Origin of the sequence: Bacillus sp. FSL R9-9530, from assembly GCF_038008145.1 — a bacterium.
Taxonomy (GTDB): Bacteria; Bacillota; Bacilli; order Bacillales; family Bacillaceae_G; genus Bacillus_A; species Bacillus_A mycoides.
This window is the reverse complement of record NZ_JBBOYO010000001.1, coordinates 457,555-484,305: the sequence shown is the minus strand read 5'-3', so window position 1 is coordinate 484,305 and position 26,751 is coordinate 457,555. Positions and strand designations below refer to the sequence as shown.

At 33.0% G+C, this 26,751-nt stretch carries 25 protein-coding genes and 3 pseudogenes; 10 read left to right on the top strand and 18 right to left on the bottom strand.

Features of this window, described 5'->3' with window-relative positions; genetic code table 11:
• Positions 1 to 60: 60 nt before the first annotated feature.
• Positions 61 to 1,848, top strand: coding sequence for an oligoendopeptidase F (pepF, locus tag MKX66_RS02295; RefSeq protein ID WP_215590019.1), 1,788 nt, complete (start codon positions 61 to 63; stop codon positions 1,846 to 1,848).
• A 51-nt stretch (positions 1,849 to 1,899) separates the two neighbouring features.
• Here pepF and MKX66_RS02290 read toward each other — a convergent pair whose 3' ends face one another.
• From MKX66_RS02290 to MKX66_RS02255, 8 genes are all read right to left on the bottom strand, one after another.
• Positions 1,900 to 2,946, bottom strand: coding sequence for an agmatine deiminase family protein (locus MKX66_RS02290; protein WP_341085395.1), 1,047 nt, complete (start codon positions 2,944 to 2,946; stop codon positions 1,900 to 1,902).
• Between the two features lie 96 nt (positions 2,947 to 3,042).
• Positions 3,043 to 4,785 carry an amidohydrolase gene (locus MKX66_RS02285; RefSeq protein ID WP_078185502.1) on the bottom strand — a complete coding sequence of 581 codons (1,743 nt, stop codon included), beginning with the start codon at positions 4,783 to 4,785 and terminating at the stop codon, positions 3,043 to 3,045.
• An 81-nt stretch (positions 4,786 to 4,866) separates the two neighbouring features.
• Positions 4,867 to 5,688: a MerR family transcriptional regulator gene (locus MKX66_RS02280; protein WP_088039906.1), complete on the bottom strand. Its 822-nt coding sequence runs from the start codon at positions 5,686 to 5,688 to the stop codon at positions 4,867 to 4,869.
• 44 nt (positions 5,689 to 5,732) lie between these two features.
• Positions 5,733 to 6,710, bottom strand: a complete 978-nt coding sequence (locus MKX66_RS02275; RefSeq protein ID WP_002128426.1) for an agmatine deiminase family protein — start codon at positions 6,708 to 6,710, stop codon at positions 5,733 to 5,735.
• Positions 6,711 to 6,939: 229 nt separating this feature from the next.
• The gene (locus MKX66_RS02270) at positions 6,940 to 7,872 is read right to left on the bottom strand and encodes a bestrophin family protein (protein WP_341085394.1); all 933 of its coding nucleotides are present in this window, start codon (positions 7,870 to 7,872) and stop codon (positions 6,940 to 6,942) included.
• Positions 7,873 to 8,050: 178 nt separating this feature from the next.
• A complete protein-coding gene (gene psiE / locus MKX66_RS02265) occupies positions 8,051 to 8,470 on the bottom strand; it encodes a phosphate-starvation-inducible protein PsiE (protein ID WP_215587956.1) in 420 nt (139 codons plus the stop codon).
• A gap of 176 nt (positions 8,471 to 8,646) precedes the next feature.
• Complete coding sequence (locus MKX66_RS02260; protein ID WP_215590021.1) at positions 8,647 to 9,810, bottom strand: agmatine deiminase family protein; 1,164 nt, start codon at positions 9,808 to 9,810, stop codon at positions 8,647 to 8,649.
• Positions 9,811 to 10,095: 285 nt separating this feature from the next.
• On the bottom strand, positions 10,096 to 11,223 hold the full coding sequence (locus MKX66_RS02255) for a serine hydrolase domain-containing protein (protein WP_215590022.1): 1,128 nt from the start codon (positions 11,221 to 11,223) through the stop codon (positions 10,096 to 10,098).
• 261 nt (positions 11,224 to 11,484) lie between these two features.
• On the opposite strand from MKX66_RS02255, the pseudogene MKX66_RS02250 reads away from it, so the two are divergent.
• A pseudogene (locus tag MKX66_RS02250) lies at positions 11,485 to 11,712 on the top strand (hypothetical protein).
• A 94-nt stretch (positions 11,713 to 11,806) separates the two neighbouring features.
• Here MKX66_RS02250 and MKX66_RS02245 read toward each other — a convergent pair.
• On the bottom strand, positions 11,807 to 13,033 hold the full coding sequence (locus MKX66_RS02245; protein ID WP_215590023.1) for an MFS transporter: 1,227 nt from the start codon (positions 13,031 to 13,033) through the stop codon (positions 11,807 to 11,809).
• Positions 13,034 to 13,145: 112 nt separating this feature from the next.
• Between MKX66_RS02245 and MKX66_RS02240 the strand changes: the two genes are divergently transcribed.
• The 3 genes and pseudogenes from MKX66_RS02240 to MKX66_RS02230 form a co-directional block, all read left to right on the top strand.
• Complete coding sequence (locus MKX66_RS02240; RefSeq protein ID WP_002033425.1) at positions 13,146 to 13,997, top strand: LysR family transcriptional regulator; 852 nt, start codon at positions 13,146 to 13,148, stop codon at positions 13,995 to 13,997.
• Complete coding sequence (locus MKX66_RS02235; RefSeq protein WP_002142635.1) at positions 13,990 to 14,502, top strand: DUF3916 domain-containing protein; 513 nt, start codon at positions 13,990 to 13,992, stop codon at positions 14,500 to 14,502. The genes MKX66_RS02240 and MKX66_RS02235 overlap by 8 nt, the downstream gene beginning before the upstream one ends.
• 93 nt (positions 14,503 to 14,595) lie before the next feature.
• Positions 14,596 to 14,835: pseudogene (locus MKX66_RS02230) on the top strand (hypothetical protein); the annotation flags it as partial.
• A gap of 57 nt (positions 14,836 to 14,892) precedes the next feature.
• On the opposite strand, the gene MKX66_RS02225 reads toward MKX66_RS02230, so the two are convergent.
• The 9 genes and pseudogenes from MKX66_RS02225 to MKX66_RS02185 all read right to left on the bottom strand — a co-directional run bounded on the left by MKX66_RS02225 (position 14,893) and on the right by MKX66_RS02185 (position 21,449).
• Positions 14,893 to 15,156: a DUF4176 domain-containing protein gene (locus MKX66_RS02225; protein ID WP_215590024.1), complete on the bottom strand. Its 264-nt coding sequence runs from the start codon at positions 15,154 to 15,156 to the stop codon at positions 14,893 to 14,895.
• A complete protein-coding gene (locus tag MKX66_RS02220; RefSeq protein WP_341085391.1) occupies positions 15,153 to 15,944 on the bottom strand; it encodes a hypothetical protein in 792 nt (263 codons plus the stop codon). The genes MKX66_RS02225 and MKX66_RS02220 overlap by 4 nt, the downstream gene beginning before the upstream one ends.
• A complete protein-coding gene (locus MKX66_RS02215) occupies positions 15,919 to 16,572 on the bottom strand; it encodes a hypothetical protein (RefSeq protein WP_326997382.1) in 654 nt (217 codons plus the stop codon). The genes MKX66_RS02220 and MKX66_RS02215 overlap by 26 nt, the downstream gene beginning before the upstream one ends.
• 16 nt (positions 16,573 to 16,588) lie before the next feature.
• Positions 16,589 to 16,708, bottom strand: a pseudogene (locus MKX66_RS02210) (type VII secretion protein); the annotation flags it as partial.
• 117 nt (positions 16,709 to 16,825) lie between these two features.
• Positions 16,826 to 17,092: a DUF4176 domain-containing protein gene (locus tag MKX66_RS02205; protein WP_001088075.1), complete on the bottom strand. Its 267-nt coding sequence runs from the start codon at positions 17,090 to 17,092 to the stop codon at positions 16,826 to 16,828.
• Between the two features lie 30 nt (positions 17,093 to 17,122).
• Entirely contained in the window at positions 17,123 to 17,773 is a 651-nt protein-coding gene (locus tag MKX66_RS02200) for a hypothetical protein (RefSeq protein WP_063548210.1), read from the bottom strand.
• A gap of 16 nt (positions 17,774 to 17,789) precedes the next feature.
• The gene (locus MKX66_RS02195) at positions 17,790 to 18,785 is read right to left on the bottom strand and encodes a WXG100 family type VII secretion target (protein WP_000012250.1); all 996 of its coding nucleotides are present in this window, start codon (positions 18,783 to 18,785) and stop codon (positions 17,790 to 17,792) included.
• Complete coding sequence (locus MKX66_RS02190; RefSeq protein WP_000151461.1) at positions 18,782 to 19,585, bottom strand: hypothetical protein; 804 nt, start codon at positions 19,583 to 19,585, stop codon at positions 18,782 to 18,784. Before MKX66_RS02190 ends, MKX66_RS02195 begins: the two co-directional genes overlap by 4 nt.
• Positions 19,586 to 19,829: 244 nt before the next feature.
• Complete coding sequence (locus MKX66_RS02185) at positions 19,830 to 21,449, bottom strand: FAD-dependent oxidoreductase (protein ID WP_341085388.1); 1,620 nt, start codon at positions 21,447 to 21,449, stop codon at positions 19,830 to 19,832.
• Between the two features lie 527 nt (positions 21,450 to 21,976).
• Here MKX66_RS02185 and MKX66_RS02180 point away from each other — a divergent pair.
• From MKX66_RS02180 to MKX66_RS02160, 5 genes are all read left to right on the top strand, one after another.
• Positions 21,977 to 22,321: an ArsR/SmtB family transcription factor gene (locus tag MKX66_RS02180; protein ID WP_341085387.1), complete on the top strand. Its 345-nt coding sequence runs from the start codon at positions 21,977 to 21,979 to the stop codon at positions 22,319 to 22,321.
• Positions 22,322 to 22,339: 18 nt separating this feature from the next.
• Positions 22,340 to 23,338, top strand: coding sequence for an NADP-dependent oxidoreductase (locus MKX66_RS02175; protein ID WP_002142642.1), 999 nt, complete (start codon positions 22,340 to 22,342; stop codon positions 23,336 to 23,338).
• Positions 23,339 to 23,515: 177 nt separating this feature from the next.
• Entirely contained in the window at positions 23,516 to 24,982 is a 1,467-nt protein-coding gene (locus MKX66_RS02170; RefSeq protein WP_002142643.1) for a protein adenylyltransferase SelO, read from the top strand.
• A gap of 275 nt (positions 24,983 to 25,257) precedes the next feature.
• Positions 25,258 to 26,352, top strand: coding sequence for a response regulator aspartate phosphatase (locus MKX66_RS02165; protein ID WP_341085385.1), 1,095 nt, complete (start codon positions 25,258 to 25,260; stop codon positions 26,350 to 26,352).
• Positions 26,349 to 26,537: a Phr family secreted Rap phosphatase inhibitor gene (locus MKX66_RS02160; RefSeq protein ID WP_016091949.1), complete on the top strand. Its 189-nt coding sequence runs from the start codon at positions 26,349 to 26,351 to the stop codon at positions 26,535 to 26,537. The genes MKX66_RS02165 and MKX66_RS02160 overlap by 4 nt, the downstream gene beginning before the upstream one ends.
• The last annotated feature ends 214 nt before the right edge of the window (positions 26,538 to 26,751 follow it).

Below are 26,751 nucleotides of genomic sequence, written 5' to 3'. Positions count from 1 at the left end.
AATTTGTTGTATTTCATAGTTATATAGGAATATAACTACATATTTAGAAAGGAAATGATTATGACTGAACTTAAAGATCGACTACAAGTAGCTGATAAAGAAAAATGGGATTTAACGGATATTTATCATACAATTGAAGATTGGGAAAGCGATTTTCATAAAATTGAAGTATTAACGAATGAATTACACAAGTTTAATGGAAATATTCACGATGGCAATAGTTTATTAGCTTATTTAACAAAGAGTGAAGAAATATCTAGCATAATATCTTTAATGTTCGCTTATGCACGATTACAATCTGATCTTGATACACGCGATACTGACGCTCAATCCCTTGTCGATAAAGTATCACAATTACATGTGAAAGTAAGTGCGGCTAAATCTTTCTTTTCCCCATTCTTACTTAGTGTAGATGAAAACACATTACATTCTTACATAGAAGAAACCGAAGGCTTACACTATTATAAAGAAGACTTATTTGAGCTATACCGTTATAAAAAACACGTTTTGAATAAAGACCAAGAAGAGATTTTATCACAAATGGGTGAAGCACTCTCCTCCCCGCAGCATACATTTGGCATGTTAAATAATGCAGATATAATTTTTGGTGAAGTGACTACTGATGATGGAGAAAAAGTAAACTTAACACGTGGAATGTATTCAAAGCTAATAGAAGATGAGAATCGTGAGAAACGTGAAGAAGCCTATAAAGCTTATTACAAACCATACGTTCAATTAAAGAATTCTATCGCTTCTACTTTGTCCGCAGCTATTAAAAACAATGTTACTGTCTCAAAGCTACGAAAATATCCATCAGCTTTAGAAAAATCATTATTTGGCGACATGGTTCCGAAAGAAGTATATGAAAATTTAATTGAGACAACGAAAAAAAACATTCAATCATTACATACGTATAATGAACTTAGAAAAGAAAAATTAAATGTAGATGAACTACGACAATACGACTTGAGTGTTGATTTAGTAAAAGGTGTAAAACAAGACATTCCATACGACGAAGCGTTTGATATAATGATCGCGTCACTAGCTCCTTTAGGTAAAGAATATATCGAAACATTAAAAAACTTTAAAGATAAACGCTATATAGACGTGAGAGAAACACCAGGAAAACGTTCTGGCGCTTATAACTTTGGTGTATACGGTGTTCATCCTTTCATTCTTTTAAATCATCATGATGATTTAAATAGCCTTTTCACTCTTACTCATGAATGTGGACACGGCATGCATACACATTACTCACACGGATACCAACCAAGAATTTCTGCACACTATACTATCTTTGTTGCAGAAGTCGCTTCTACAGTAAATGAAGTGCTATTAATTCATTATTTATTAAAAGAAGCAAAAGAAACGAACGTACGTAATCATTTAATTAACTACTTTATCGATAGCTTTAAAGGTACTTTCTTTACACAAATCATGTTTGCAGAATTTGAAAAAATCACACATGAAATGGCCGAACAAGGTAAACCATTAAATGCCCAAGTCTTTAGCGAAGTTTATGAAAACTTATTTAGAGAATATAATGGCGACTCCCTCGTATTTGACGAAGAAGTAAAATATGGCTGGTCTAGAATCCCTCATTTCTACCGTCCATTTTACGTATACAAATACGCAACTGGATTCGCTTCTGCCATTCAAATCGCCGATAAATTATTAAGCGGCGATCCAAATGCTCAGAAAAACTATATTGAATTCCTTAAAGGCGGAAGTTCTGACTATCCATTAAACCTACTGAAAAAAGCTGGCGTTGATTTAACTACACCAGAACCGATTGAAAGTGCATTAAATCGATTCACCCAACTTGTTGAAGAGTTTTCAGCATTATAGAAAAAAGCATGCAGATTATAGAATCTGCATGCTTTTTTCATTTCGGTTACTTTATGCTAAATGTTGCTGTGTCACACAGTGAATCATACCACCATACGCAAACAGTTCATTTACATAAACACCGACAATTCTTCTTCCTGGAAACTGCCCTTCAATGATTTGAAGTCCTAACTTATCATGTTCATCACCATATATAGGAACTAATACAACTTCATTTCCAATATAAAAGTTCAAATACGAGCCCTTACAGTCTGCTTCTTTTACCACTTTTCTTGTCACCGGTACTGGTATGAGCTGAAATGGATTTCCATCTATATTTCTCGCTTGTCTCAATTCTTGATAATGCTTTTCGTACGCCTCCAAAAGGTAGGATTCACTCTCCCCAAAAGGATCATATTCATAAAGAATTGTATTTTCATTTACAAAACGCGCTGCCCCATCAATATGGTAATCTGTATCTTCATCATAATTATCCTCTCCGCGAATACCAGTTATCCATATAAAATTCGTTACTCCCAAATACTTCGTTAACTCTATTTCAATCTCTTCCTGATTTAGTGTGGGATTTCGATTTTCATTTATAATAGAAGTTTTTGCCGCCATTAAGGTGCCATTTCCATTTATCTCTATTCCTCCACCTTCTATACAGACACTAGATTTAACTTTTGGAATGCTATACATTCCACTTATTTTTTCCGGAATAATAGCATCATTTTCATACGGATATTTATCCCCCCAACCATTAAATACCCAGTGTGTTAAACAGAGATTGCCTTCCTTATCTTTTACAAAGATCGGTCCATTATCTCTTATCCAAACATCATCCGTTTCTTCAATTAAAAAATCAATTTTATCCATATCTACATTCGCTTCAGTTAACTTCGATTGTACATGTACTTTTTCTTCCTCATCAAATACAACAATATGCACATTCTCTCCGTAATGAAGCTCCTTTGCCATCGTTACCCAAATATCATCTAGCTTAGATCTGTAACCTTCGCCTCTATGAGCCTTATCATGAGGCCATTGGAGCCATGTCCCCTCATGATTTTCCCACTCAGCAGGCATATAAAACAAACTATTTTCTATATTTCTCATACGTGTTCACCCCTTCTTCGAATGTAAGTTCAGTCTAAACTTTGACATCATGTTAAGGTCAACAGAAATATATTAACTACTTCATAAACCGATTCTTTATTTTCCCTTGTGATACACTACTTCTCCTTGTAAAACCGTCACTAAAACTTTCGCATTCGGAATCTTATCGGCACTCATTTTAGTAATATCTTCATTTAGTAATACCATATCGGCTGATTTACCTACTTCAATTGAACCAGTAATATTATCAAGACCTAATGCTTTGGCGGGCTTAATTGTATATGCATCAATAGCTGCGTATACATCAGACAAGCCCTTTTCATCAATACTTAGTGCATTCGAAATCGTCACAAGTGGATTTAGTTCATTTACATCCCAATCACTACTAAGTGATACGTTTGCTCCTGTTTTCCAAATGCGTCCTAACGGCATAATTCGTTTCATCTGTTGATTTGTAAAATACGCACTTGCCCAGCTTTGTTTAGGATCTTCTGCAAAATCATGACCTACTTGGAAATCAGCGCTAATACCTAACTTAGCAAAACGATTTATATCACTATCTTCTACCATTTCCACATGTGTAAGCGTATAAGGTTGATTCGCCCCTTCTTTTTTCGCTGCTTCAATTGCATTTAAACTTTCTCTTACTCCGCCATCTCCAATTGTGTGGATGAGTGCACCGTAACCAATTTTATTGAGTTCACTCAACCACCACTTCATTTTTTCTTCTGGAATATAGTTCAAACCGTACGGTGTTCCTTTAAACCACTCAAATTTATATTTTTCTAGTATTTTAGCTGTGCTGTTAATGCTAATTCCATCACTATACATCTTCACTTGATTAATAAGCATTCTAGATGATACATCATCACGCTTAATTTTTTTGAAATACTCCATTTGCTCTGCTTCATTTAAGTTCGGATATACCCACGGACGAAGTACTACTCGCGACGTTAACTTTTTCTCATCATTAACTTTATTCCAAACATCTAACCAGCCTCGTTTCCAATAAAGACGTCCATCGCCGACTGTAGTAATACCATTCTTCGCAACCTCATCTAAACCGTCTAACAAACCTTCATAATTTTTTTCAAAGAGATTGGGCTGGGAATTCCATGCTTTTTCCATCACGATATCCCCTGCTGTATCATACAGAAGCCCGAAAGGTTCTCCTGTTTCTGGATCCCGGATGATTCTTCCGCCTTGCGGATCTTTCGTCTCTTTATTTATTCCTGCTGATTCCAATGCTTTTGAGTTAACCCATACAGAATGAGAAGTTCTTTCCATAATTAATACAGGGTTATTAGGAAATAACTCATCAAGAACTTGTAATGGCGTTTGTTGTTCTGATTTTTCGTCCATATCTTTTAACAGCTCTTCCAAACTAAATCCTGTTCCGCTTATCCATTCGCCATCTTTCACATCTTTTTTACAAGCCTTTAAATACGAGCGTTGTTCTTGCAGCGCAGCATCTGGCGAGACACTACAATTCCCTGCTGCTGGTGATTTCGCCTCAAATATATGATTGTGATTGTCCACAAAACCAGGAAGAATAAAACGCCCTTGTAAATCCACCACTTTCGTATCTTCATTTATAAATCCTTCTACATCTTTGTTTGAACCAACAAATGTAATTTTCCCTTCTTTAACGGCTACAGCCTCTACAATGTCTTGCTTGTCATTTGAAGTATAGATTGTACCATTTTTAAACACTACATTTTTTGGCAACTGATTTGGTAGAACGAAGCTACCATTCTCCCCTTCTCCTACTCCAGGAGTACACGCTGAAACCCATGTCATACTTAGAATCAGACAAATAATCATGATTGTTCTTTTCATATTCTTTCTCCTTTTTATTATGATGAATTACTTACATAAATAGAATAAGGATTGACATAATGTTAATGTCAATCCTTATTCTCAGTCTATTTTCATAACTAAAAAACAAATTTGTGTCACATACTCCTCTACTAAACAATCACATTCAGGTCCCTTTATGTAGACCTCATATGGTGAACCATCTATTACATAACCATTTCTTTCAATCCATTTTTCTAACGCAATATAAGCGTAGCCTATATAGTCATAACTTCCATAATGCATAGTAGTAACGATTTGATGTGGATTTAATTTTTTTATTTCATATTCTTGTACTACATCTTTATTGTTCCCATGCATGACCGGAATCCTTAATTCAACATCACTTTCATTTGGAATATACTCTTCATCATAAAAGACCGTAGAGGGCGAACCAACCATTTGTAAGTTATGCTTTTGTACTTTTTCATATAAGTCATAAAAATAATCATCCATATCATCTATATTTATTTGCAGTCTTTGAGCAATTACTGTTATTTCATTTCTCATTCCAATAAATATATCGTAATTTCTATGACAAGCAGTATTTAAAGCATGATTCATATTTACCATTTCATTCATTTCTGAAATAACCTGTAAATTTTGTTTCACCTCATGAGACAACTCTATAATTTGTGATTGCATATGTTTAATAAATGAATCTTGATCTGATGATTGAAGAATTATTTTAATTTTCGGTAAAGGAAACTTATACTCCCTTAGCTTTTTAATTTTCAGCGCTATTTCAAGCTGCCCTTGCTCATAATATCTATACCCATTTTCCGGGTTCACATATGCTGGTTTTAATATATCCTCTTTGTCATAATGCCTTAGCATCCGTGTACTCATTTTACAAATCCGCGAAAACTCAGTAATTGTATACATATAAATACCCCTTGAATACATTTTCTTATATATAAGCTTATTTATTAAAACCAATCAAATATTTTTCTGATTGAAGAACCTTCATTCTGATCGTTCAGCCTTTTCATTTTTGAAGGTAACAAATGACTAGGACAATACCACGTTAAACAATTCATCGCGCCTCCCATTGTCGATATTTCTCCTACATGACTTTGAATAACTTGTTTCTCAGTATGCTGTTGAATATATCGTAAAACTTCCTCATCTTTAGCTAATCCAAACTTAGGAACGTAAAGCGTATCACATGTTTCTAACATATTTATATACAAACCTTTTGCTGACGCTATCTCTTCATCGTATTGACCCTTCTCTGTATATGACGAAGGAACAACTATAAATTCAGCCTCTGGCATTTGCTCTTGAATAATCTCTTGAACCTTATATCTAAATTCATGATCCCCTAAAAAATCACTAATAAACATTGTATGTTCATCAATAAATTTAACCATCCCGTCTGCGTGTGCAAGTACATCTCCCTCTTCAGCAGGAATAATAATAACCCGACTCACATCTAAATCCCATTCCAGTTGCTCTATAATTTCTTCTTCCGTCCAATCATAATTATCATCAAATATGCGTTCCGTTAATATAACGGTATCTTTTTTATTCCAAATAAGATTTCCACCGTCTAATATCAATGGAGATGTCACATATTCAAAGTCGTTTTTTTTCAACCATTTATTAAATTGTTGATCTAAATATCGTCCTTGATCTTTCGGTAAGTAATTTGGTTGATATTTGAATTTAACTAGATGATTTGTTACAACTGGTGCAACATCTCTTAGCCAAATATCATCATACTCAAAAAAGTTTGTATGAAAGTCTTGCTCTTCAACAGATAAAGATATAAGTTGATCGGTAAATGCTTTATTTTCATTTAAGTATTCATTAAAATAAATAATGTCTTCATAAAATGGTCGATAATATTCATTCGATTCATCTGGTATTGCAGTAAAAATAATGCCACTATGTTTTTGTTCCATATTACTTACCTCGCTTTTTAATAATGATTGAATAACTGTTTTCAATAAGCTAACTATTCCCCAATTCATTTCTCTTTTCATTACAATTTTTGAAACGTGCACATTTCATGAATGGATTATAGCACGGAGAAATATTATATATTTATATAAAAAATATAAAGCCGTCGTTAAGCCATAAACTGACTCTTGACAAGATTTTTAAATTTTAATCGCCGTACACAATGACGGATTAGATGATTTTTTTATCAAGATTCAAATCCATTACTTCTAACAGGGCGTTTTGATTATATAAATTCACTAAATGTGTTTCTACCCCTATGCAAATCCCTTCTAGCGGAAGATCGTTTGGATCCTGACCAAATGGATCCTCAATTTCAACCCCTATTGCTTCAATCCCTATAAATGCAAAACTTATGAACGTAGTTGCAAGTACTGTAAACCATCCAAGACTATCAACAAGACCAATCGATAAAGTCCCGCAAAATATGAGCAGTAAAATTTTAATATGAGCAAAATATGCAAAAGGAATAGGCGTTGTTTTGATCCGATCACATCCACCCACAGCCGTAAGCATAGTTTTCAAATCAGCTTCCATATTAATTATTGTATTTGGGTGAATTTGACCCGTTTTCAAACCTTTTGATAGTATAGTTTTTAACATAAAAACTATACTAATCGGTAAATGAATAGACTCAGCCAACATTTCTTTTTCCTTCTCAGAACAAATATCAAACAATGCTTTTATTTCGGATAAATCTTTTTCGTCTCTCAAATGTCCTTTCGCTATCTTTGGAAAAGCAATTAACAAATGTAAAAATTTTAATTTTTCCTGATCCGTCTTTTTCCCTTCAGACTCCCAATAACATAAAAAACTAACTGCCAAATTTCTAGTACAAGCACCAACCGTGCCAAATAACTTTCTACCTTCCCAATACCTATCATAGGCAGTGTTAGTACGAAAAACTAACAGTAGACCTAAAGCTCCTCCAACAATTACCCAAGGAGTTTGATTAATTTTTATTTCTACATAATAATAATTAATCACAGTTACTATCGTTGAAATACATATATATAATAAAATTTGCGGGAAAATATCTCTTATAACTGTTCCCTTTAATGTAAATATTTGATGTAAACTATTTTGATTATTGTAATGAACCATATTTACAAAAACCTCTTTCCTTATTAACCTTTTATTCTTTTAAATTATGAAAGTATACAATTAAATAGTAGAATCATAAACCCTATTATTATAAAACTGGTTAAGATTATTTCTTTCAATACTGTTACTCCTTTTTACCAAAAGATAAAACATCTTTTGTGATTTAAACAACAAACGTTCACTCTTCTAAATCACGACGCATTATTTTAGAATTTGCAATGAATAAAGCACTAATTAATACAAGAATCGCGCAAGCATATATCAATGAATCCATTGGACTATCATGGTCTATAATAATTAGACGAACAATAGCCGTAATACCTATATATATAAAATATCGTAATGGAAAATGAAAGTTCATTTGAAAATACTTTATAATCATTACGATGAATTCAAAATATAAAAAGAATACGACAATGCTATCAATTAAATGATAACTAGATTCCTCACTATTTAATTTAAGTTCTTGTATAAATTGAATGACTTCTTTCATAAGAAACACACTTAAAACAATTCCCAAGCAGATCAAAGCTACATTGATAATGTACTGTAGAACGATAGGGAAAAACGAAAATACTCTTTTTAAATTCTTTACCACAAACATTTTTCTCCTTTTCCATATAAAACAATAATGACAATATACCTTCATTTAATTATCGTTACATTGAAATTATACATTCTATTCTTGTTACAGATGTTAAAACAAGACAAAATAAGTAAAGATAGCATTTCACCTATTTTGTCTATAAAGCAACATAACGAAACTATAATCGATTACTTCAATTGAATCGGTTGTTGCTGTGTCACACAATGGATCATTCCGCCATTTTTATAAAGCTCTCTCACATCAATTCCCACTACTTTACGATCCGGGTATAATTTCTGAATCGTATCGTTTGCGATTTTGTCATTTGGATCATTATAGTTAGGCACCAATATAACTGTATTCCCAACATAATAATTGATATACGACCCCTTATAATCTAGAGTTTTTCCACCTTCTAAAGTAACTTTATCTTTACTAAGCGGTAAGTATTCGTACTTATATTTCTGTCCTGAAGCATTTTTTGCATCTAACAATTTATCCATATCTTTGTTTGACAAGCCCCATTCAGCCAAGTCATCTTCTGCCATCGTTACGATTGTAGATTTATCATGGAATTTAGCAAATCCATCAATATGAAAATCAGTAATATCTAAATTAGGCACTCCATCTAACCAAATAAAGTTTGTCACCCCAAGGTCACTTATATATTTTTCAATTTCCGCTTCTGATAAATCAGGATTTCTATTTTTATTCGTTACTGCGCTTCGAGTTAATAAAGCAGTCCCATTGCTGTCTAATTCAATTGCGCCACCTTCAAGGACAAATTTCCCCCAATCAATTCTTTCAATCCCTAATTGTTTACTAACATTCTCACGTATACGGGCATCATTTTTATATGGAGTTTTCTTTCCCCAACCATTAAATGCTGGATCTAATATTTTCAGATTTTTATTATTGTCATAAACAAAAATCGGTCCACTATCTCTTGCCCACACATCATCAGTAGGAGCGATAAAGAAATCAACTTTATCCATATTCAGCCCTTTATCTATTAAAAGCTTATTGATTCGCTCTTTCTCTTCCTCATCATATGCAACAATGTGGACTTTTTCACCCTCAGTTAAAGCACTTGCCATCTTAATCCAAATAGGTTCAACTTCTTGTTTATACTCTTGACCATATGTGTATTCATGAGGCCATTGTAGCCATGTACCTTCATGTTTATCTTTTTCATCCGGCATCGTATATTTTCCAGCGTTTTTCTGTACCTCTACTTTTTTATCCTCTTTCTCTTTCCCTTTGGCATTTTCATTATTCCCTTCAAAAGAACATCCACTAATAATCGTTGTAGATAATGTAACTATTAAACAAAACTTTACTATTTTTTTCATTTTTCAACCTCCTGTTCATGTCTACAATACTGTAAGGCTTAACATAGTGTGAAGCTCAAGCTTTTTCATCAATGTAAAAATTACCAATTATTCTTCCGCATGATAATCACATAATTTCAATACAAATAGATGACATTCACAAAATACACTTCCTATATTTAACATCCATATCATTTAACTTCCTTCATAAATTTATTCTAATACTAATCCCCTCTTATACATGCTTGTTCACTAAATAAAAAAATCGGTATTGATAATTTTATATCAATACCGATTTTTAAATAATTATTTTCCTTCTATTAAATCATTCGCTAATTTCCTAAACTCTTGATTAAATGTATCATTCATACCATTTTGTACGTTAGAGAATAATATTACAAACGTTCTTTTATCCCAGTTAAAATTATTAAAAGTGTTCCAGCCAGCTAATACACCGTGGTTATGATAATAATCTGGGTAAATATAGAAGCTAAATCCATATTTTCTCGCAGGTGATACTGTAAACATATCTGATAAGCTTTGTTTAGAAATCAGCTTTCCATCCATAATAGCCTCATCTAATCTTTTCATATCTTCAACGGTCGTATACATTTCACCACAACCATACAGCCAGTTCATTTTTAAGCGGGGTGCAGCTATTAACTCATTATCTTTTTTCGTGTAACCTTCTGCTAAGAAAATATCTTCAGGGAGAGTTGCACCCATACCAGATTCATTCATTTCAACAGGAGTAAAAATGTTTTCTTTCACATATTCAGCAAGCGGTTTATTCGATATCTTTTCTACAATATACGCAAGTACCATATAATTATAATCTGTATATTTCCATCCTGTCCCTGCAGGAAATTGCAACTTTTGCGCTCCAATCCACGTTACTAACTTTAAACGTGATGCCGCATCAACACTACCTTGTCCCTGATCTGGCAACCCGGACGTATGTGTTAACAAATTTCGTAACGTAATGTTTTTATCTGCTGGAAACGATGGAATATACTTATTTACATTGTCTTCAATATTCAATTCCCCTTTTTCTCTTAGCTGTAATATAGATATTGCAACTACTGTTTTCGTTATGGAACCGATGCGATATTTTGTTCTTGGCGTTGTTAAAACTTTATCTTTTATATTCGCATACCCGTAGCCTTTTCGTAAAACCACATTATTTTTATCCGTTACGAGAACCGTTCCGTTAAATCCTTTATCTTTTAAATATTGATCGAGTTTCGTTGCTGCAATATCATAACGTTTTTGCTGATTCGCATCAACTTTCGGTTGAACATTTCCAACTTTATCCTCAAAATTTGAAAATGCCTTCAAACTGTATTTCTTTTCTTTATTTGCATGTATGAGTGCAGCGACACTCCCACAAAAAATAGCAAAAACAAAGAAAGCGATTAACCATTTCTTAAACATATGAGAACCCTCTTTTATCTAGTTTCACTTTATACTTTTCCATTCTATTCTATATCTTTTAGTTTTTAAATATCTTATAATCTATCTACTCTATTATTCCTCATAGTAAACTAGATTCCTTTTTCTAACGTTCAAATTTTAACTACTCTCTATTGTAGTTCTTTTTTACAAAATTTCCACCTTACAATCGGATACATCCAACCTTAATTTAAATTTTTTATGTAACATTCGTTACACATTAACAAGAATGGAGGCGTTAATTTGAAAAAGACCGATAAGCGCAATCGTTTAGATGATATGATGTTTCATTATCGAGTAACAAAAAACAATATAGCTTTAATTTAATATTACGGAAAACAGATTATGATTTTAAAAGGAAATGATGCTGAAAAATTTTTAAACAAAATAAATCGGGCAAGTAACGAAAAAGAAAAACAGCTTATTATGGCTAAAATTACAGGTAATTTCAAAAGAGGAAATGAGCGTTAATGAAAACGAATCTCATTTATAACTTGATTATACAACATATTAAAAAAGAAATGTCACTCCCACGACATTTCTTTAGATTTTCTTCATAAAAGATTTACATTTTTAATATTCGTTTACTTTTACATAAACTCACTGCTGAAACGCTTAGTAATGCAGCTATCCCCATCCATGCATATGTGTAGCCTTTTCCATCTACTATATAACCAAACAAAGCAGGTGCAAAGATAATAGCAATTTGATTAAGTGTAAGCGCAAAACTCACTGTTAGGCCTACCAATTCCTCACTTGCAGACTCAGCAACTTCAACCATAAAAAGACTAAACCAACCGATCGCAAAGAACCCTAGCAGTCCGCTCATCACAAACAATGCCTCAAGTTTCATTGTGTTTATACTCATTACAACAACTAAAATTAAGCAAAAAGATATACATACAGTTATTAATAAAGGTGTACGACGATCACCTTTGTAATATGTATCACTTATTGTAGCTAATATAATTCGCCCAATCATTCCTGCAACTAGCATAACTGAAAATACTTTCCCTGCTACAATAGGTGTTATCGATTTTTCAATGACTAAAAATTTTATAAAATGTCCGACTAATATCATTTGTAAAGAAATCATGCAAATACCTGTAATAAAAATTGGATACAGCTTTTTTTTACATATTACCTTTTTTAACTGCATCCACAAAGAAATACTTACATTTTCTTTGCTCGTGTGTTCTCGTACGTACGATTCCTTATAAAATATGAAAAACAATAACCCGCCTATTATACATATAGTTGCAATAACATTTATCGTATAAGATAAACTAAATTTAATTGTAAGCAAAGGGATCGTTACTCCTGCTAATGCCCCGCCAATAGGTATACCAGCTTGCCGTATTCCCATAGCTAATCCGCGCATTTCTTTCGGAAACCATTTCAAGATTACTTTACTTCCCCCTGGCTGAGATACGCTATAAAAAATTCCTATTAAAAGAAGGACAAATAATAGCCCAATAAAGCCCCTTGCCATATGAGCAAGTAAAAGCGCCCCGCCAAGTAATACAGTGCTCGCTCCAATTAATATTCTTTCGTTATATCGATCAAGTAACCTTCCGGCAAAAAGCATACAAAACAGCGGACCAATATTTACCGAACTTATTAACAACCCAACCTGCATATTCGAAAGTACATATTTCTGTTTCCAAAATAAAGCGAGTACCCCTACTCCATATGTTATAAGTGTTGCACTTGCCTGTGCTACCGTTGCCAAAGTTAACATGCTCCATTTATTAGAACTACTGTACTTTTCAATTTTTTCTTCACTTATCAACGTTATCTCCCCCATATCCCTTTCATTGTATGAAGGTTCTGATATCATGTAAAATAAGTGTTAATAATAGAATCCATCAAAAAAATTGATACCTTTTTCGGGGTGATAATAAATGGACATAAAAGATTTAACGGTTTTTTACGAAGTTGCGACAGTAGGAAATATATCTCATGCTGCTAAAAACTTAAACTATGTACAATCAGGTGTAACGATGCGTATAAAACAACTAGAAATTGAGTTAGGTGTGCCTTTATTTTATCGAAATGGAAAAGGCGTTACTTTAACTTCTAACGGAGAAATTTTATTAACATATGCAAAACAAATCATCCATCTAATCGATCAATCCATTCAAGCTGTCCAAAGTAACGGAACCGAGCCAAAAGGCACGTTAAAAATCGGGTGTACAGAATCGACAACAGCCGTTCGTCTCCCGCCTATATTAACGACCTATTATGAAAAGTATCCAGAAGTTGAATTGATTCTAGAAACAAATACGACAGACCAATTAACTCAGCTCGTTTTAGAGCGAAAACTAGACGGGGCTCTTATCGCTGGAAATATTCAGCATACTGAACTTCATACACTTTCATTTCGAGAAGAAGAACTCGTTCTCATTAGCAAGACTCCTCTATCTTCCTTTAAAACAATAGAAGAACTGAATTTACTCGCTTTTAGTCAAGGTTGTTATTACAGAAAACTATTAGAAAACTGGCTTCAAGAAGAAGGGATTTCACCTAAAAGAATACTAGAGTTCGGAACAATTGAAGCAATACTTGCATGTGTAAAATCAGGTATGGGTACGGCTATTATGCTGAAATCTATTATTCCAGATTACGAACATGGTTTATCTTTAAATACATTACCAAATCACTTTAGAAAGGTTCCTACTACTTTTATTATTCGAAAAGATATTTTCCACTCAGCTGCCTTGCAAAAATTTATGGAGATGATCAACAATGCGTGAAAAAAAAATACGCGGAATGAAACGAAAAACAAAAACTCTTATAAAAAGAATTGAAGACTCTACTAAAGCATTTCCGTCTACTTTCTATAACGATGAATACTGGCATATGTCTTTACCAGGCTCTCAAGCTTTTATCGATTCTAGTACAACACCTAGGAAAGTAAAGCGATTGTGCATTCAAACCCTGTTAAATCAAGCGAATCAATTAATGACAATGAAACCGAACGATACAAATACATATCGAGTCGTTGTTATGATCAAAATAGCAAGCTTATGGAACTCACAAATCATCATATTTAAAAACGATGACTACTTTCAAAATTTTTTCAATAGAGATAACGAATTTCAAAAATGGATTCCCCTCTCCAATGCTTCCGACTTCGGGCATGAATGGAAAATATCAATTTCTAACAGTGTCCAAACATTGCATTTCCAAGAGATAATCCATGATGAAGATGGATTTTATGATGAAGGAGAACTTTTGTTTATAGGAGAGTTATCATAAAAGGGGAACTGTCAAATGAAAAACTTCCCTTTTTCCACTAAACAACATCGCTATATGATGAATTTAACATTTCACTATATAGGAGGTTTTCATATGGTAATCCCTAAATATCCTGAAGTCCCACATCTTACGAAAAAACAAATTGAAGAAATAACCGAAATCGCTTTCCTAAAAGAATCAACACCACAACAGTGTGATGCAATTTTCGTTTTCGGTGGTTCCCATCCTGGTAATTGGCAAACTCCTTTACATGCTTATCAACAAGGTTTAGGTGCACAAATTATCGTCACAGGTGGTACTAGTTTACATGGAATGAAACATCCAAACTGGAATTAAGGAATAATGTAAAAAAAACTGCTTATTTAAACAGTTTTTTCACATTATTTCTTATTATATTTTAGACAATACATTTTCTTGGAAAGTACGTTCTTCTTGATCTTCATATCCTGTTGAAACAACTTCTTGAATATCATCATGGTTAAATAAATATGTGAAATCTGGATTCATATAGCCTTCTGGATAAGGACACCCCATATAATCGAACTTCCTTACCTCATCCGTTTCTACTTGTTGTTTCCTCCCAAAAATCATGAGTTTCTTTGTACCTTCTTTTAAAATTACAATAGAACCTATAGGAACAAGTTGCGAATTCATTGTCTTTTCTCCTTTCTTGTAAGTTTAGGTTTCTTTTGAGAATAGGGTATATTTACATGTCCCGAAGCAGCCGTGGATTGTCTCCTTTCCTTCCTTGACAGTTTAGGCTTCTTTTGAGAATATAATTCTTTTAAATGTCGCGAAGTAATACCTTGTTTTTTGAAATCAAAGTAAAAATACAAATGTGTACTTAGCGCTAGGAAAACAACTGAAATAAATGACAAAATAACGATTAGCACAATCGCCATAGCTTTTTGGCTCAAAATCCCAATAATAACTTGACCAATCATATAACCTAAACCCGAAAAATATACAATTTTAGGAATTTTCACATCTTGATCAGTTGTCCCCCTTAAGCGGGCTGTAAAATATTTAATCCAAAATAATTCAGATTTATAAACAATTAAACTATATGCAATAAGCGATAGAATAGAAAATAAAGGTGACTCTATTTCTACGAATTCGTAAGCTAACTTTTGTACAGCTATGAAGCTACAAAATGAAATACTTAAAGCAACAAATCCAGAATATAGTAAATGTTGCAATTGAGGCTGCCGAGGCTTATGAATAGAAACCCAAATTCCCCATAGATTACATATCACATAAAATGGTAAGGCTACGTAAGAGTATATATTGAACGGTGGAAATATGAATAAAATGATAAGTAGCATAAAATTCATGATAACCCACATAAAGGCCCCTACAACATTCCTTATATCAAATGGTATTAATATTCGTATACAATCCACTATGTTGTTGCCATTATATTTGTCCATTATGCATCCCATCCATTTCCTCTCTCTTCAAATCAATATATATGCATATATACGCTCCAGATATACTAAACACAACAGCCAATAAAGAAAAGACTAAAATTAAGACCGTCGCTAAACCGTTTTGTGATAATGTACCTATACATATTTGTCCAATAACATATCCCAATCCTGATAAATAAACAATTGGAGAAATTTTTATATTTTCATTTTCTTCATTGTTTAATCGCCTTAAAAAACTTTTCATTCCAATAGAAATCAATTTATAGATTGTAAGAATGTAAAGCAGAAAAGTAACAATAAAAAATAGAGGTGTTTCAATTTTAATAAAAGTATATGCAATCTTTTGAATCACTATAAAGCTTCCAAAAGAAAAAGTTAGCCCCATAAATCCATTATATAAAATGTGTACCAACCTTGGCTCATTTGGTTTATAAAAAAATACCCATACTCCCCATATATTAGAAATGGAAATAAAAGGTAAAATCACGTATAAGTATATAGTAAAGGTTGGAGGAAATAAAAATGGGGTTAAAATCATAAAATTAATAACTACCCATACCATAACGACACTCGATCTTACACTGCCAGGCATCAATTTCTGAATAATTTGTTCTGTGCTTTTTCCGTGGTATTTTTCCATATTACTCTCCTAAAAACTAAAAAATTTTATCTAAAGTTGCTCCGATTCCAGATTTAACTCTATCTTTTATCGAATCCTGTTTACCATCATGATTCCAATCACCTTTGTTAAATTTGATTCCATCAGTTTCTATATTAATTTCTATAAAAACATCCAAGCTTATTCCACTCCAATAAAAGATCCGTTTGCTGCATCACTAATAAGAAATAATGTAAAAAAAACTGCTTGTTTAAACAGTTTTTTACATTATTTCTTATTTTATTTTAGATAATACATTTTTTTGGAAAGTACGCTCTTCCTGATCTTCATATCCAGTTGAAACAACTTCTTGAATATCATCATGATTAAATAAATAAGTGAAATCTGGATTAATATAGCCTTCTGGATAAGGACATCCCATATAATCGAATTTTCTTACCTCATCTGTTGCTACTTTTTGTTTTCGCCCAAAAATCATAAGTTTCTTTGTACCTTCTTTTAAAATTACAATAGATCCTATAGGAAAAAGTTGCGAATTCATTGTATGTCCTCCTCCTTATTAATTGTTTTTTTAAGAATTTAAGGAATCTAGATTGGTTTTCCATCTCTTTAAATCAATATATATACATATATATACACCATATATACTAGACACAACAGCCAATAAAGAAAAGACTAAAATTAAGACCGTCGCTAAACCGTTTTGTGATAATGTACCTATACATATTTGTCCAATAACATATCCCAATCCTGATAAATAAACAATTGGAGAAATTTTTATATTGTCATTTTCTTCATTGTTTAATCTCCTTAAAAAACTTTTCACTCCAATAGAAATCAATTTATAAATTGTAAAAATGTAAAGCACAAAAGTAACAATAAAAAACAGAGGTGTTTCAATTTCAATAAAAGTATATGCAATCTTTTGAATCACTATAAAGCTTCCAAAAGAAAAAGTTAGCCCCATAAATCCATTATATAAAATGTGTGCCAACCTTGGCTCATTTGGTTTACAAAAAAATACCCATACCCCCCATATATTAGCAATCAAAAGAAAAGGTAAAATTACATATAAGTATATAGTAAAGGTTGGAGGAAATAAAAATGGGGTTAAAATCATAAAATTAATAACTACCCATACCATAACGACACTCGATCTTACACTGCCAGGCATCAATTTCTGAATAATTTGTTCTGTGCTTTTTCCGTGGTATTTTTCCATATTACTCTCCTAAAAACTAAAAAATTTTATCTAAAGTTGCTCCGATTCCAGATTTAACTCTATCTTTTATTGAATCCTGTTTACCATCATGATTCCAATCACCTTTGTTAAACTTAATTCCATCTGTTATTATACTAGCTCCTATAGAAACACCAAAGCCAATACAAGCTCCAGCAACAGTTCCGATTGGACCGCCAAAAACAGTTCCAACAGCTGCACCTAGCTTGGCTCCCGCAAAGGCACTTACAGCAGTTGTACCAACCCCAATTGCTGCATCACCAATAATATCACCAGCTATCTTAGTTTTTGACGCTTTATTTTCAATATTTTCCTTTGTATCATTAATTACATCCCATCCTACAGCTGCATAGCCTAAAGCATTTGTTTTTAATTTCAATGAATCTTTAAGAAATTCTTTTGGTGATAAAACATGTCTTTTTACATCGTCTATTTGCTTTACTTCGGCTAAAGGTAATTTTGTACGCCTTATCACATTAAGTCCATTTTTATCCTTTAGTACGGTCCGATTTTGAAATCTTACCATTTCTTTTCCTTTTCTATCTGTGTAGGGTGTTACACGCAAGCCTTTATTATGTAAAGATGCCAATTTATAGGCAGCTGCACCTTCCGTTACAGTACCCAGTAAAGTAAATGCAGACCCTGCAGGGTTATCTTTCCAATCACCAATATCGCCACCAAACGGTGCGAACCAATTTATATCAATTGCTTCTTCTCCAAATGAAACTTCTTGTTGATCAGCCTTCTCAAAACGATCAGCAGCTTTTCTTAATGAATCACTATGTTCTTTTAAAGCGGTCGTTATAGTAGCTAACATTGATCCTGCGTATTGGGATTGATTTAACACAGCATCTCTTCCAGATATCTGGAAAGGCAGATCGAATAACTGCTGATTGATACGTTGATATGTTTCAGATAGCTCATGAGCTGTTTGTTCTATATTAGAAGCCAGTTTCCTTAAATGGGCAGGAGTAACCTTAATTTCACCGCTCACCTTGTTTCACCGCCTAATGATTTAAGATAAAGCACCATCTTTTTTATCTCTTCAGTAAGAGTAAAGGTATCAAGACAAATAAAATTTGTTTGTGTTTGTTCATTATCTAATACTTTTTGGATTAGCCAATATTGGTTTTGACTATATAAAAACTGAATACAATCTGTAGACCATGAGTCCTTTATATAATAATGAACTTGAACAGTATTTAATTCTTCACGATTATGTATAATGTTTGCTAACTCTAAGGAAGCTTCATCATCTAAGTAAAGTTTCAAGTAATCTACTAATTGCTTGTTTGATTGATTTAAAATAGTTTCCTTATATGCAGAAGAAGGGATTTTAAATGTATAATTTGGACAAGAGAAAGTATTTTTAGGCTGTAATGCTTGATATATATATTGCCAAGCTACCTCTGGTGTCCCGCATTCTTTAAATGTACATTGTTTATCACCGTTAGCATCTGTTATTACATTTTGTATAACTTTTTTTTCACTAAAATAGAAAATATTTTTTTCTAAAGCGCTGTTTTTACCTATCTGTACTTCAATAACAAATCCTGTAGTTAAACAAATGCGGAAATATTCTAAAAGTTGTTTGTTACATAATGTTTCATCTTCTTTTATTATGAGTAGTTCTTCGTTTGTCCAATGCTCGTGCATTACATCTAATTCTTTGTCTATTTCTTCATCTGACCAATTTTCAAAGGGGTTCTCAATTCCAATCATAGTTTCACGGTCAAACATACCAGTTAATACATATACTTCTTTATTTGATAAAATAAGAGGTTCAATAGTCAAACAGTCCCACTCCCTAGCGTAATATGTAATCCCTAAGAAATATAATACAATAAAAAAATGATTCAATCTAGTAATTGCCAACACTTATAACTAAAAACTAAAAAAATTCTAATAATAACAAAAAGAAAGGGAATTAATTTACATATATTTTTATAATAATAATGGCTCTTCACTAAACAATTTTATTTTGTAAGCTAAAAAAATAGAAGTATCGTCCTATATAAGACAATACTTCCTTAGTTACTTAAAAATCACATAATAAATTACCCATTACTTCTTCAAGCACTACATCTGGATTTACTACCTCTTTTTCCAAACGCCATCCTATAAAGCCATCTGGTCTAATCAATGCAGCACCTCCATGCCCTATCCCATATAGTTCACTCAAAACATCTTTTTGAGCAACAAAGTCTCCACTTAAACCAACACGATACACTTTTATATTTACTCCTAATTTAGATGAAACGTCACGTGCAGCTTCAGTCCAAGTACTAGGCTCTGCTCCAGTAAGTAACACAAAGTTGCTACCAAATAGATTAAGTATAGAAACTTCTTTTCCTTCATAAGTTCCCCAAAAATGTGGCGCACGCGTTCCCGGGCGTCCGTTCAAATCAACTATATTCATTCTATGCGGTGTGTTACATTCGTCTATAATTGCTTCTGAGCAATACTGATAACCAGCAGTGACAGCTAAACTATCCATATTACTCAAATTACCTTCCTCTCTATTCGCAGCACGAAATAATATACTACTCGCATGGTCCGTCGTTAATTTTGCAACAGGATATCTCTCGTCATGATACGTTTCTAACAATTTTGGATTTGCTTTCCCTTTTATAACAGCCGCTAATTTCCAAGCTAAATTATGTGCATCTTGTATTCCTGTATTTGAACCGAATCCTCCTGTTGGCGGCATAATATGCGCCGAGTCACCAACTAAAAAGATGCGATTGTCCTGAAATTTTACCGCTGTACTTTCACTCGCTTCCCACGGCAAAACACTTACTATTTCTGGCTTAATATCCGTACTTCCAATTGCAGTTTGAATAATTTGTTTACAGCGTTCTATAGAGAAATCCTCTGGTCGCTCCCCTTTTACTGGATCATAAGCTACATGATAAATCCATTTACTTTCGTTATCGACTGGAATAAGCGCACCAATTACTTCTGGATGAAGTATCATAGAAAAACCAAATGCATCTCCTTGTATAAACTCACTTAAATCAGCTTCAAAATAAATATTCATATAATAGCCACCGATTGTACCTCGCCCCTCGGTACTTATCCCTAGCTGCTCACGTATTTTACTTTTCGCTCCATCTGCTGCGATTACATAGTCACAATGAACAACGCTCTCTTTTTCCGTGTCACGATCTCGAATCGTTGCTATTACTCCGTTTTCCTTTTGTTCAAATGAAACTAATTCATGATAATAAGATAGTTGCCCACCTAATGTTTTCGCTTCTAGTAACATCATCTCTTCTAAAATAATTTGATAACAAGCCGTTTGTTTTGATGGACTAATCTCTTCTATTTTTTGAAGTAACTTTTCATCGTTTCCATACTGAGCGGTCCTCATTTTTGCCAATTCTTCCTTTTCCACCTCAGCTATTGTATGAACTGCTAGTCTTCCTCGGCAATTTTCTAATGCTTTACCCGCTGATTTAATTCTTTGTTCTAAACCTAATTCTCGAAATAACTCCATCGTACGAAAAGTGATTCCACCTGCTTTTGGATGAATTGCAGTAGTCGGGTGCCTTTCAATCAGTAAATAATCAATTTTATGTTTTGCAAGGAATAAAGCAGATGCTAATCCTGATAATCCTCCTCCAACAATTAAAACTGGTATATAATTCGATTTCATATATTTCCCCTCCACATCATTGTTCTGAGCTCAGTGACATAAATATAATCAAAAAAACAACAAAGATATAGACTTATATTTCATTTTAAATTATCATATAGATAGATTACGCCCCAAATTACTTTTATCCTTTCATACATCTACAAGTCACTTAATTTGTGTGTGTATGAAAGAATAAAAAAGAAGGCTTTACTTTGAACTATTCTCTGATATAGACATCAAAAATAATAAAAACATTATAAGCGGTCGTAACCTTGTAAATTATACAAGGTTACGACCGCTTATTTTATTGTTAAATGGCTACCCTTTATCCTCGGCAGACATCGTATTGTTAAATCATTTTCTACCTTTCAACTCCATTATTTTCTATTCCCTATAATAACTACTCCATAATTTTCAATACGTAAAAATAGATTCGTCTCGATTTTCTTTCTCAATATTGCAGCTCATACAACATTCATGTAGCATTACCGTATCGATGTAATGGTTCATCATCTTAAACCTTTCGACTACTTATTGGAGGTAAAGTGATTGAAATGAATAAACAAGAGCAATTAAATGTTATAAAAAAAGGTTTTATTGATTCTCAAAAAGTATTATTAGCAATTGGCGATGAAACTCGTCAAGCTATTTTGTTAGTTCTAATGAAAACAGAATGTCAAACTGGATTACGTGTTGGCGAAATCACTAAACAAACACACCTTTCTCGACCAGCAGTATCACATCACCTTAAGATTTTACGAGAAGCTGGTATTATTTTAATGCGTAAAGAAGGTACAAAGAACTTTTATTATATTGACATACGTACCAAATTAGGATTATTAAAAAATCTTGTATTAGATATTGAGAAGCTACTGCAAAACTTTTATTGAACTTTGGAGGTATAAGAAATGAGAGCAATGGTGATTGATAAGTACGGGAAAGTTCCAATGCGTATGACTGAGATGCCCACCCCTGAAATAAATCAGTATGAGGTGCTCGCAGAAATTCATGCAGCTAGCATTAACCCAATTGATTTTAAAATACGCGATGGAAAAGTGAAGTTGTTACTTAAATATAAAATGCCCCTTATTCTTGGTAATGACTTTTCTGGTGTCATTGTAAAAGTCGGAACAAAGGTGACTCAATTTAAAGTTGGTGATGAAATATATGCACGTCCAAGAAAAGATAAGATCGGTACTTTTGCGGAATATATAGCCATTCATGAAGATGATATAGCCTTAAAACCGAAAAATTTAACTTTTGAGGAAGCGGCGTCGATTCCACTCGTTGGCTTAACATCATATCAAGCATTACATGACATCATGCAATTACAAAAAGGACAAAAGATTTTGATTCACGCTGGATCCGGCGGTGTTGGTACTTTCGCAATTCAGTTAGCAAAAATAATGGGTGCCACTGTTGCAACAACTGCTAGTGAAGCTGGTGAAAATTTAGTAAAGTCTCTTGGCGCAGATGAAATTATTAATTACAAAAATGAAAAGTTTGAAGATATACTGAAAAATTATGATGCGGTATTTGATACACTTGGCGGTACAACACTTGAAAAATCATTCGATATTATAAAAAGCGAAGGGAACATTGTTTCCATTTCAGGAATGCCGAATGCTCGCTTCGGTAAAGAATTTGGTTCAGGATTTTTCAAAACACTCTTATTTTCATTAGCAAGCAAAAAACTTACTGCACTTGAAAAAAAGCATAATGCTCAATATTCATTTTTGTTTATGAAACCAAGCGGAGATCAATTACGTATAATTGCAAAGTATATTGAATCTGGACAAATCAAACCTATAATCGATCGCATTTTCCCTTTTGAAGATACTCAAAAAGCAATGGAATATTCAGAGTCTGGAAGAGCAAAAGGAAAGATAATTGTAAAAATTAAATAATAATAAAACTCCATTTTTTTAAAATGGAGTTTTATTATTTGCTGTTAAATAGACATAGTGCAATGAAGTCCTTACAATAGATTTCAAGGGGAAATATCATATTATACTTTTAGCTAATTTTACAAAGAATACATACGTACAAATACATAATAAAAAAATAAACAAGGAGGAGATAAAATGACTAAAAATAATGAAGCAGGTTGGAATTTAGATAATAGTTATACGACTTTACCACAATCATTTTATACAGAAATCCCCCCAACTCCTGTACACTCACCGGAGTTAATTAAACTAAATAATTCTTTAGCAATATCTCTTGGCTTTAATCCTGAGGAACTAAAAAAGGACGCTGAAATCGCCATTTTAGCTGGTAATACTATTCCAGAAGGAGCTCATCCACTAGCTCAAGCGTATGCTGGGCACCAATTTGGTCATTTCAACATGTTAGGAGATGGTCGTGCCCTTTTAATTGGAGAACAAATTACTCCTTCAGGCGAACGGTTTGATATTCAATTGAAAGGTTCCGGTCCAACTCCATATTCACGCCGCGGTGATGGTCGTGCTGCACTCGGTCCAATGCTACGTGAGTATATTATTAGTGAAGCGATGTACGCGCTTGATATTCCAACTACTCGCAGTTTAGCAGTAGTCTCAACTGGCGAACCAATCTATCGCGAAACGAAGTTACCTGGAGCTATTTTAACTAGAGTTGCAAGCAGTCATATACGCGTTGGAACATTCCAATACGCCGCAGCTCGAGGCTCAATCGAAGATCTCAAAGCTTTAGCTGATTATACGATAAAAAGACATTATCCAGAGGTTGAATCTACTGAAAATCCATATGTCGCACTACTACAAGAAGTCATTAAGAGACAAGCAAGCCTTATCGCAAAATGGCAACTCGTTGGCTTCATTCACGGCGTAATGAACACTGACAATATAACGATTAGCGGTGAAACGATTGATTACGGTCCATGTGCCTTTATGGATAGTTATAATCAAGGAACAGTATTTAGCTCTATTGACACACAAGGCCGTTATGCATACGGAAATCAACCATATATGGCTGCATGGGATCTCGCACGTTTAGCTGAATCTTTAATACCGATACTGCATGAAGATGAAGAAGAAGCACTAAAAATTGCACAAGATGAAATTTCAAAGTTTAGCGTGCAGTACGAAAACAATTGGTTCCTCGGAATAAAGAAGAAATTAGGACTATTTAGCAATGAAGAGCAAGATCAATCACTTATTGAGAAACTTTTAAAAGCAATGGAAAAATATAAAGCAGATTATACAAATACATTCCGTGCATTAACTGTCAATATATTAGAAAATGCACCTTTATTTGAAAGTCCTGAATTTAAAGAATGGTACGAGCTATGGCAATCTCGGTTAGAAAGACAAAAAGAATCGAAAGATGATGCATACAAATTAATGAAAAATAACAACCCAGTAATCATCCCTCGAAACCACCGAGTAGAAGAAGCACTAGAAGCAGCTGTTAAAGATGGAGACTATAGCGTAATGGAGAAACTTCTTCAAGCTTTAGCAAATCCTTATGAATATTCTCAAGAACAAGCGGATTACTGCATGCCTCCAGCGCCGTCGAATCGCCCTTATCGGACTTTTTGCGGGACGTGATTATTTAACATAAAAAAGGTGTGTTCATACAAATTGTATGAACACACCTTTTTTATACACTTCCCTTTTAAAAAGACAGATTGAAGCATCTTATAGTTATCCTTACTATATTCCACACTCCCCTCCCTTAAACTAAAGAACAAAACTAACTTTATTCCAATTTGTTTAATAATAAATCCACTAAACAAATATTGAGAAATATAAAACCCCATTTCTAAATATTGTTATTTTTGATAATATGTTTTATAAGAATATTCAAAAAGTGAGGGGATTTCATGAACGTTCAACTACAAGGTAATGAACAAATTACAAAACTATTTAATGATTGGTATTTAGCTATGCTAAAGCAAGATGTTTCACAGGCGACGAATTTAAAGCATGAAATTGAGGAAAAGGAACTACATTTTAAAGAAGACGAAAATTTAGCATTATACTATTCCTTACTAGATTTTCGCTATAAAATTTTAACAGCTAGTTTAAGTATTACAAAAGATAGTTTTGATAAGATAGATTCTTATACTATCTCATCTAATCATCCACTTTCTTATTACTATAATTTGTTTAAAGCGATTTATGCTACTTTAACAACAAATTATAACTTAGCGAGTAAACATTATGAAAAGGCAGAGAAACTATTAGTCAATATTTCAGATAAATTAGAGGAAGCAGAATTCAATTATCGATTCGCTATCTTTAATCAACATTTTTATAAACCTATTGAAGCAATTCAGCAAGCAACAAAAGCCAGAGAAATTTTCATTACTGAAAAAGGATTTGAAATAAAATTAGCCCTTTGTGACAACATAATTGGTTCTTCATGTGTATTTTTAAAACAATATGAACAAGCAGAGGAAAAATTCAATTCTGCTCTTTCTATTTTACAAAAATTCAACGAAAATGCTTTAGTTTTAAGTGTTCGCAATAATCTAGGTTGGCTCTATGCAAGTCAAAACCTTTCTCCTCTAGCAATTCGACATTTATCAGAAGTTACAACAAAAATACCTACACATTTTAAAGCGACCTTTTTACAAGCTAGAGAACATTCTAAACTTGGTGAAATAAATATTGCTGAAGAACTTATTAAAAAAGGATTAAAAATTTGTACAGAACTAAATAATGAAGAATATATACTTCATTTTAAAAATTTAAATTCATTTAACAATAATGAGTCAACTGAAGATCTAGAAAAAATTATTCTTGAAGGAATTACTTATTTCGACAAAGAATCTTTATATAACTACACTCAAGAGTATTCAGAGAAACTAGCTGTTAAATTTTATGATGAAAATAATCATATAAAGGCGAGTGAATATTTTCATAAAGCGTTACAAGCAAAAGAAAAAACGTTTGAGAAAGGAGCTCTAAAATGATTAAAAAAATTAGTTCTCTCGTTTTAGGATTATCTGTTATTGGTATTGTGTCTATTGGAATAAATAGTTCATTTACATATCAAGCAAGTCATGCCGATCTTCCTGCACCACAACGACCTGATTTTGTTCAATCAGTTGACGTTAGTAAAGACTACAATCCAACAACTGCTGAAAAAACATTTTAATACCAAAGAAATGAACGACCTTCGATTAAGAAGGTCGTTTTAAATGCGCTTATTTTGTTGATGTATCGAGTACTTTTTAATAAACAAATGGTAGCGCAAGAGATACTAAACCACCTATTATTACAACACTTAATAAAGTAATACAATTCCGAATTGATATCCCATTCCTCTAATAAGCTATGCCTCCGGCGGGATTCGAACCCGCACTCCTTTC

Excerpts from the sequence above, each read along its gene's own strand:
- MKX66_RS02220 (WP_341085391.1), bottom strand. The coding sequence starts at position 15,944 with ATGGGATGCATAATGGACAAATATAATGGCAACAACATAGTGGATTGT.
- MKX66_RS02160 (WP_016091949.1), top strand. The coding sequence starts at position 26,349 with ATGATTAAAAAAATTAGTTCTCTCGTTTTAGGATTATCTGTTATTGGT.
- MKX66_RS02290 (WP_341085395.1), bottom strand. The coding sequence starts at position 2,946 with ATGAGAAATATAGAAAATAGTTTGTTTTATATGCCTGCTGAGTGGGAA.
- MKX66_RS02270 (WP_341085394.1), bottom strand. The coding sequence starts at position 7,872 with ATGGTTCATTACAATAATCAAAATAGTTTACATCAAATATTTACATTA.
- MKX66_RS02175 (WP_002142642.1), top strand. The coding sequence starts at position 22,340 with ATGAGAGCAATGGTGATTGATAAGTACGGGAAAGTTCCAATGCGTATG.
- MKX66_RS02240 (WP_002033425.1), top strand. The coding sequence starts at position 13,146 with ATGGACATAAAAGATTTAACGGTTTTTTACGAAGTTGCGACAGTAGGA.
- MKX66_RS02185 (WP_341085388.1), bottom strand. The coding sequence starts at position 21,449 with ATGAAATCGAATTATATACCAGTTTTAATTGTTGGAGGAGGATTATCA.
- MKX66_RS02235 (WP_002142635.1), top strand. The coding sequence starts at position 13,990 with ATGCGTGAAAAAAAAATACGCGGAATGAAACGAAAAACAAAAACTCTT.
- MKX66_RS02225 (WP_215590024.1), bottom strand. The coding sequence starts at position 15,156 with ATGAATTCGCAACTTGTTCCTATAGGTTCTATTGTAATTTTAAAAGAA.
- MKX66_RS02280 (WP_088039906.1), bottom strand. The coding sequence starts at position 5,688 with ATGTATACAATTACTGAGTTTTCGCGGATTTGTAAAATGAGTACACGG.
- MKX66_RS02165 (WP_341085385.1), top strand. The coding sequence starts at position 25,258 with ATGAACGTTCAACTACAAGGTAATGAACAAATTACAAAACTATTTAAT.
- MKX66_RS02170 (WP_002142643.1), top strand. The coding sequence starts at position 23,516 with ATGACTAAAAATAATGAAGCAGGTTGGAATTTAGATAATAGTTATACG.
- MKX66_RS02215 (WP_326997382.1), bottom strand. The coding sequence starts at position 16,572 with ATGGAAAAATACCACGGAAAAAGCACAGAACAAATTATTCAGAAATTG.
- MKX66_RS02275 (WP_002128426.1), bottom strand. The coding sequence starts at position 6,710 with ATGGAACAAAAACATAGTGGCATTATTTTTACTGCAATACCAGATGAA.
- MKX66_RS02255 (WP_215590022.1), bottom strand. The coding sequence starts at position 11,223 with ATGTTTAAGAAATGGTTAATCGCTTTCTTTGTTTTTGCTATTTTTTGT.
- MKX66_RS02200 (WP_063548210.1), bottom strand. The coding sequence starts at position 17,773 with ATGGAAAAATACCACGGAAAAAGCACAGAACAAATTATTCAGAAATTG.
- MKX66_RS02260 (WP_215590021.1), bottom strand. The coding sequence starts at position 9,810 with ATGAAAAAAATAGTAAAGTTTTGTTTAATAGTTACATTATCTACAACG.
- MKX66_RS02205 (WP_001088075.1), bottom strand. The coding sequence starts at position 17,092 with ATGAATTCGCAACTTTTTCCTATAGGATCTATTGTAATTTTAAAAGAA.
- MKX66_RS02285 (WP_078185502.1), bottom strand. The coding sequence starts at position 4,785 with ATGAAAAGAACAATCATGATTATTTGTCTGATTCTAAGTATGACATGG.
- pepF (WP_215590019.1), top strand. The coding sequence starts at position 61 with ATGACTGAACTTAAAGATCGACTACAAGTAGCTGATAAAGAAAAATGG.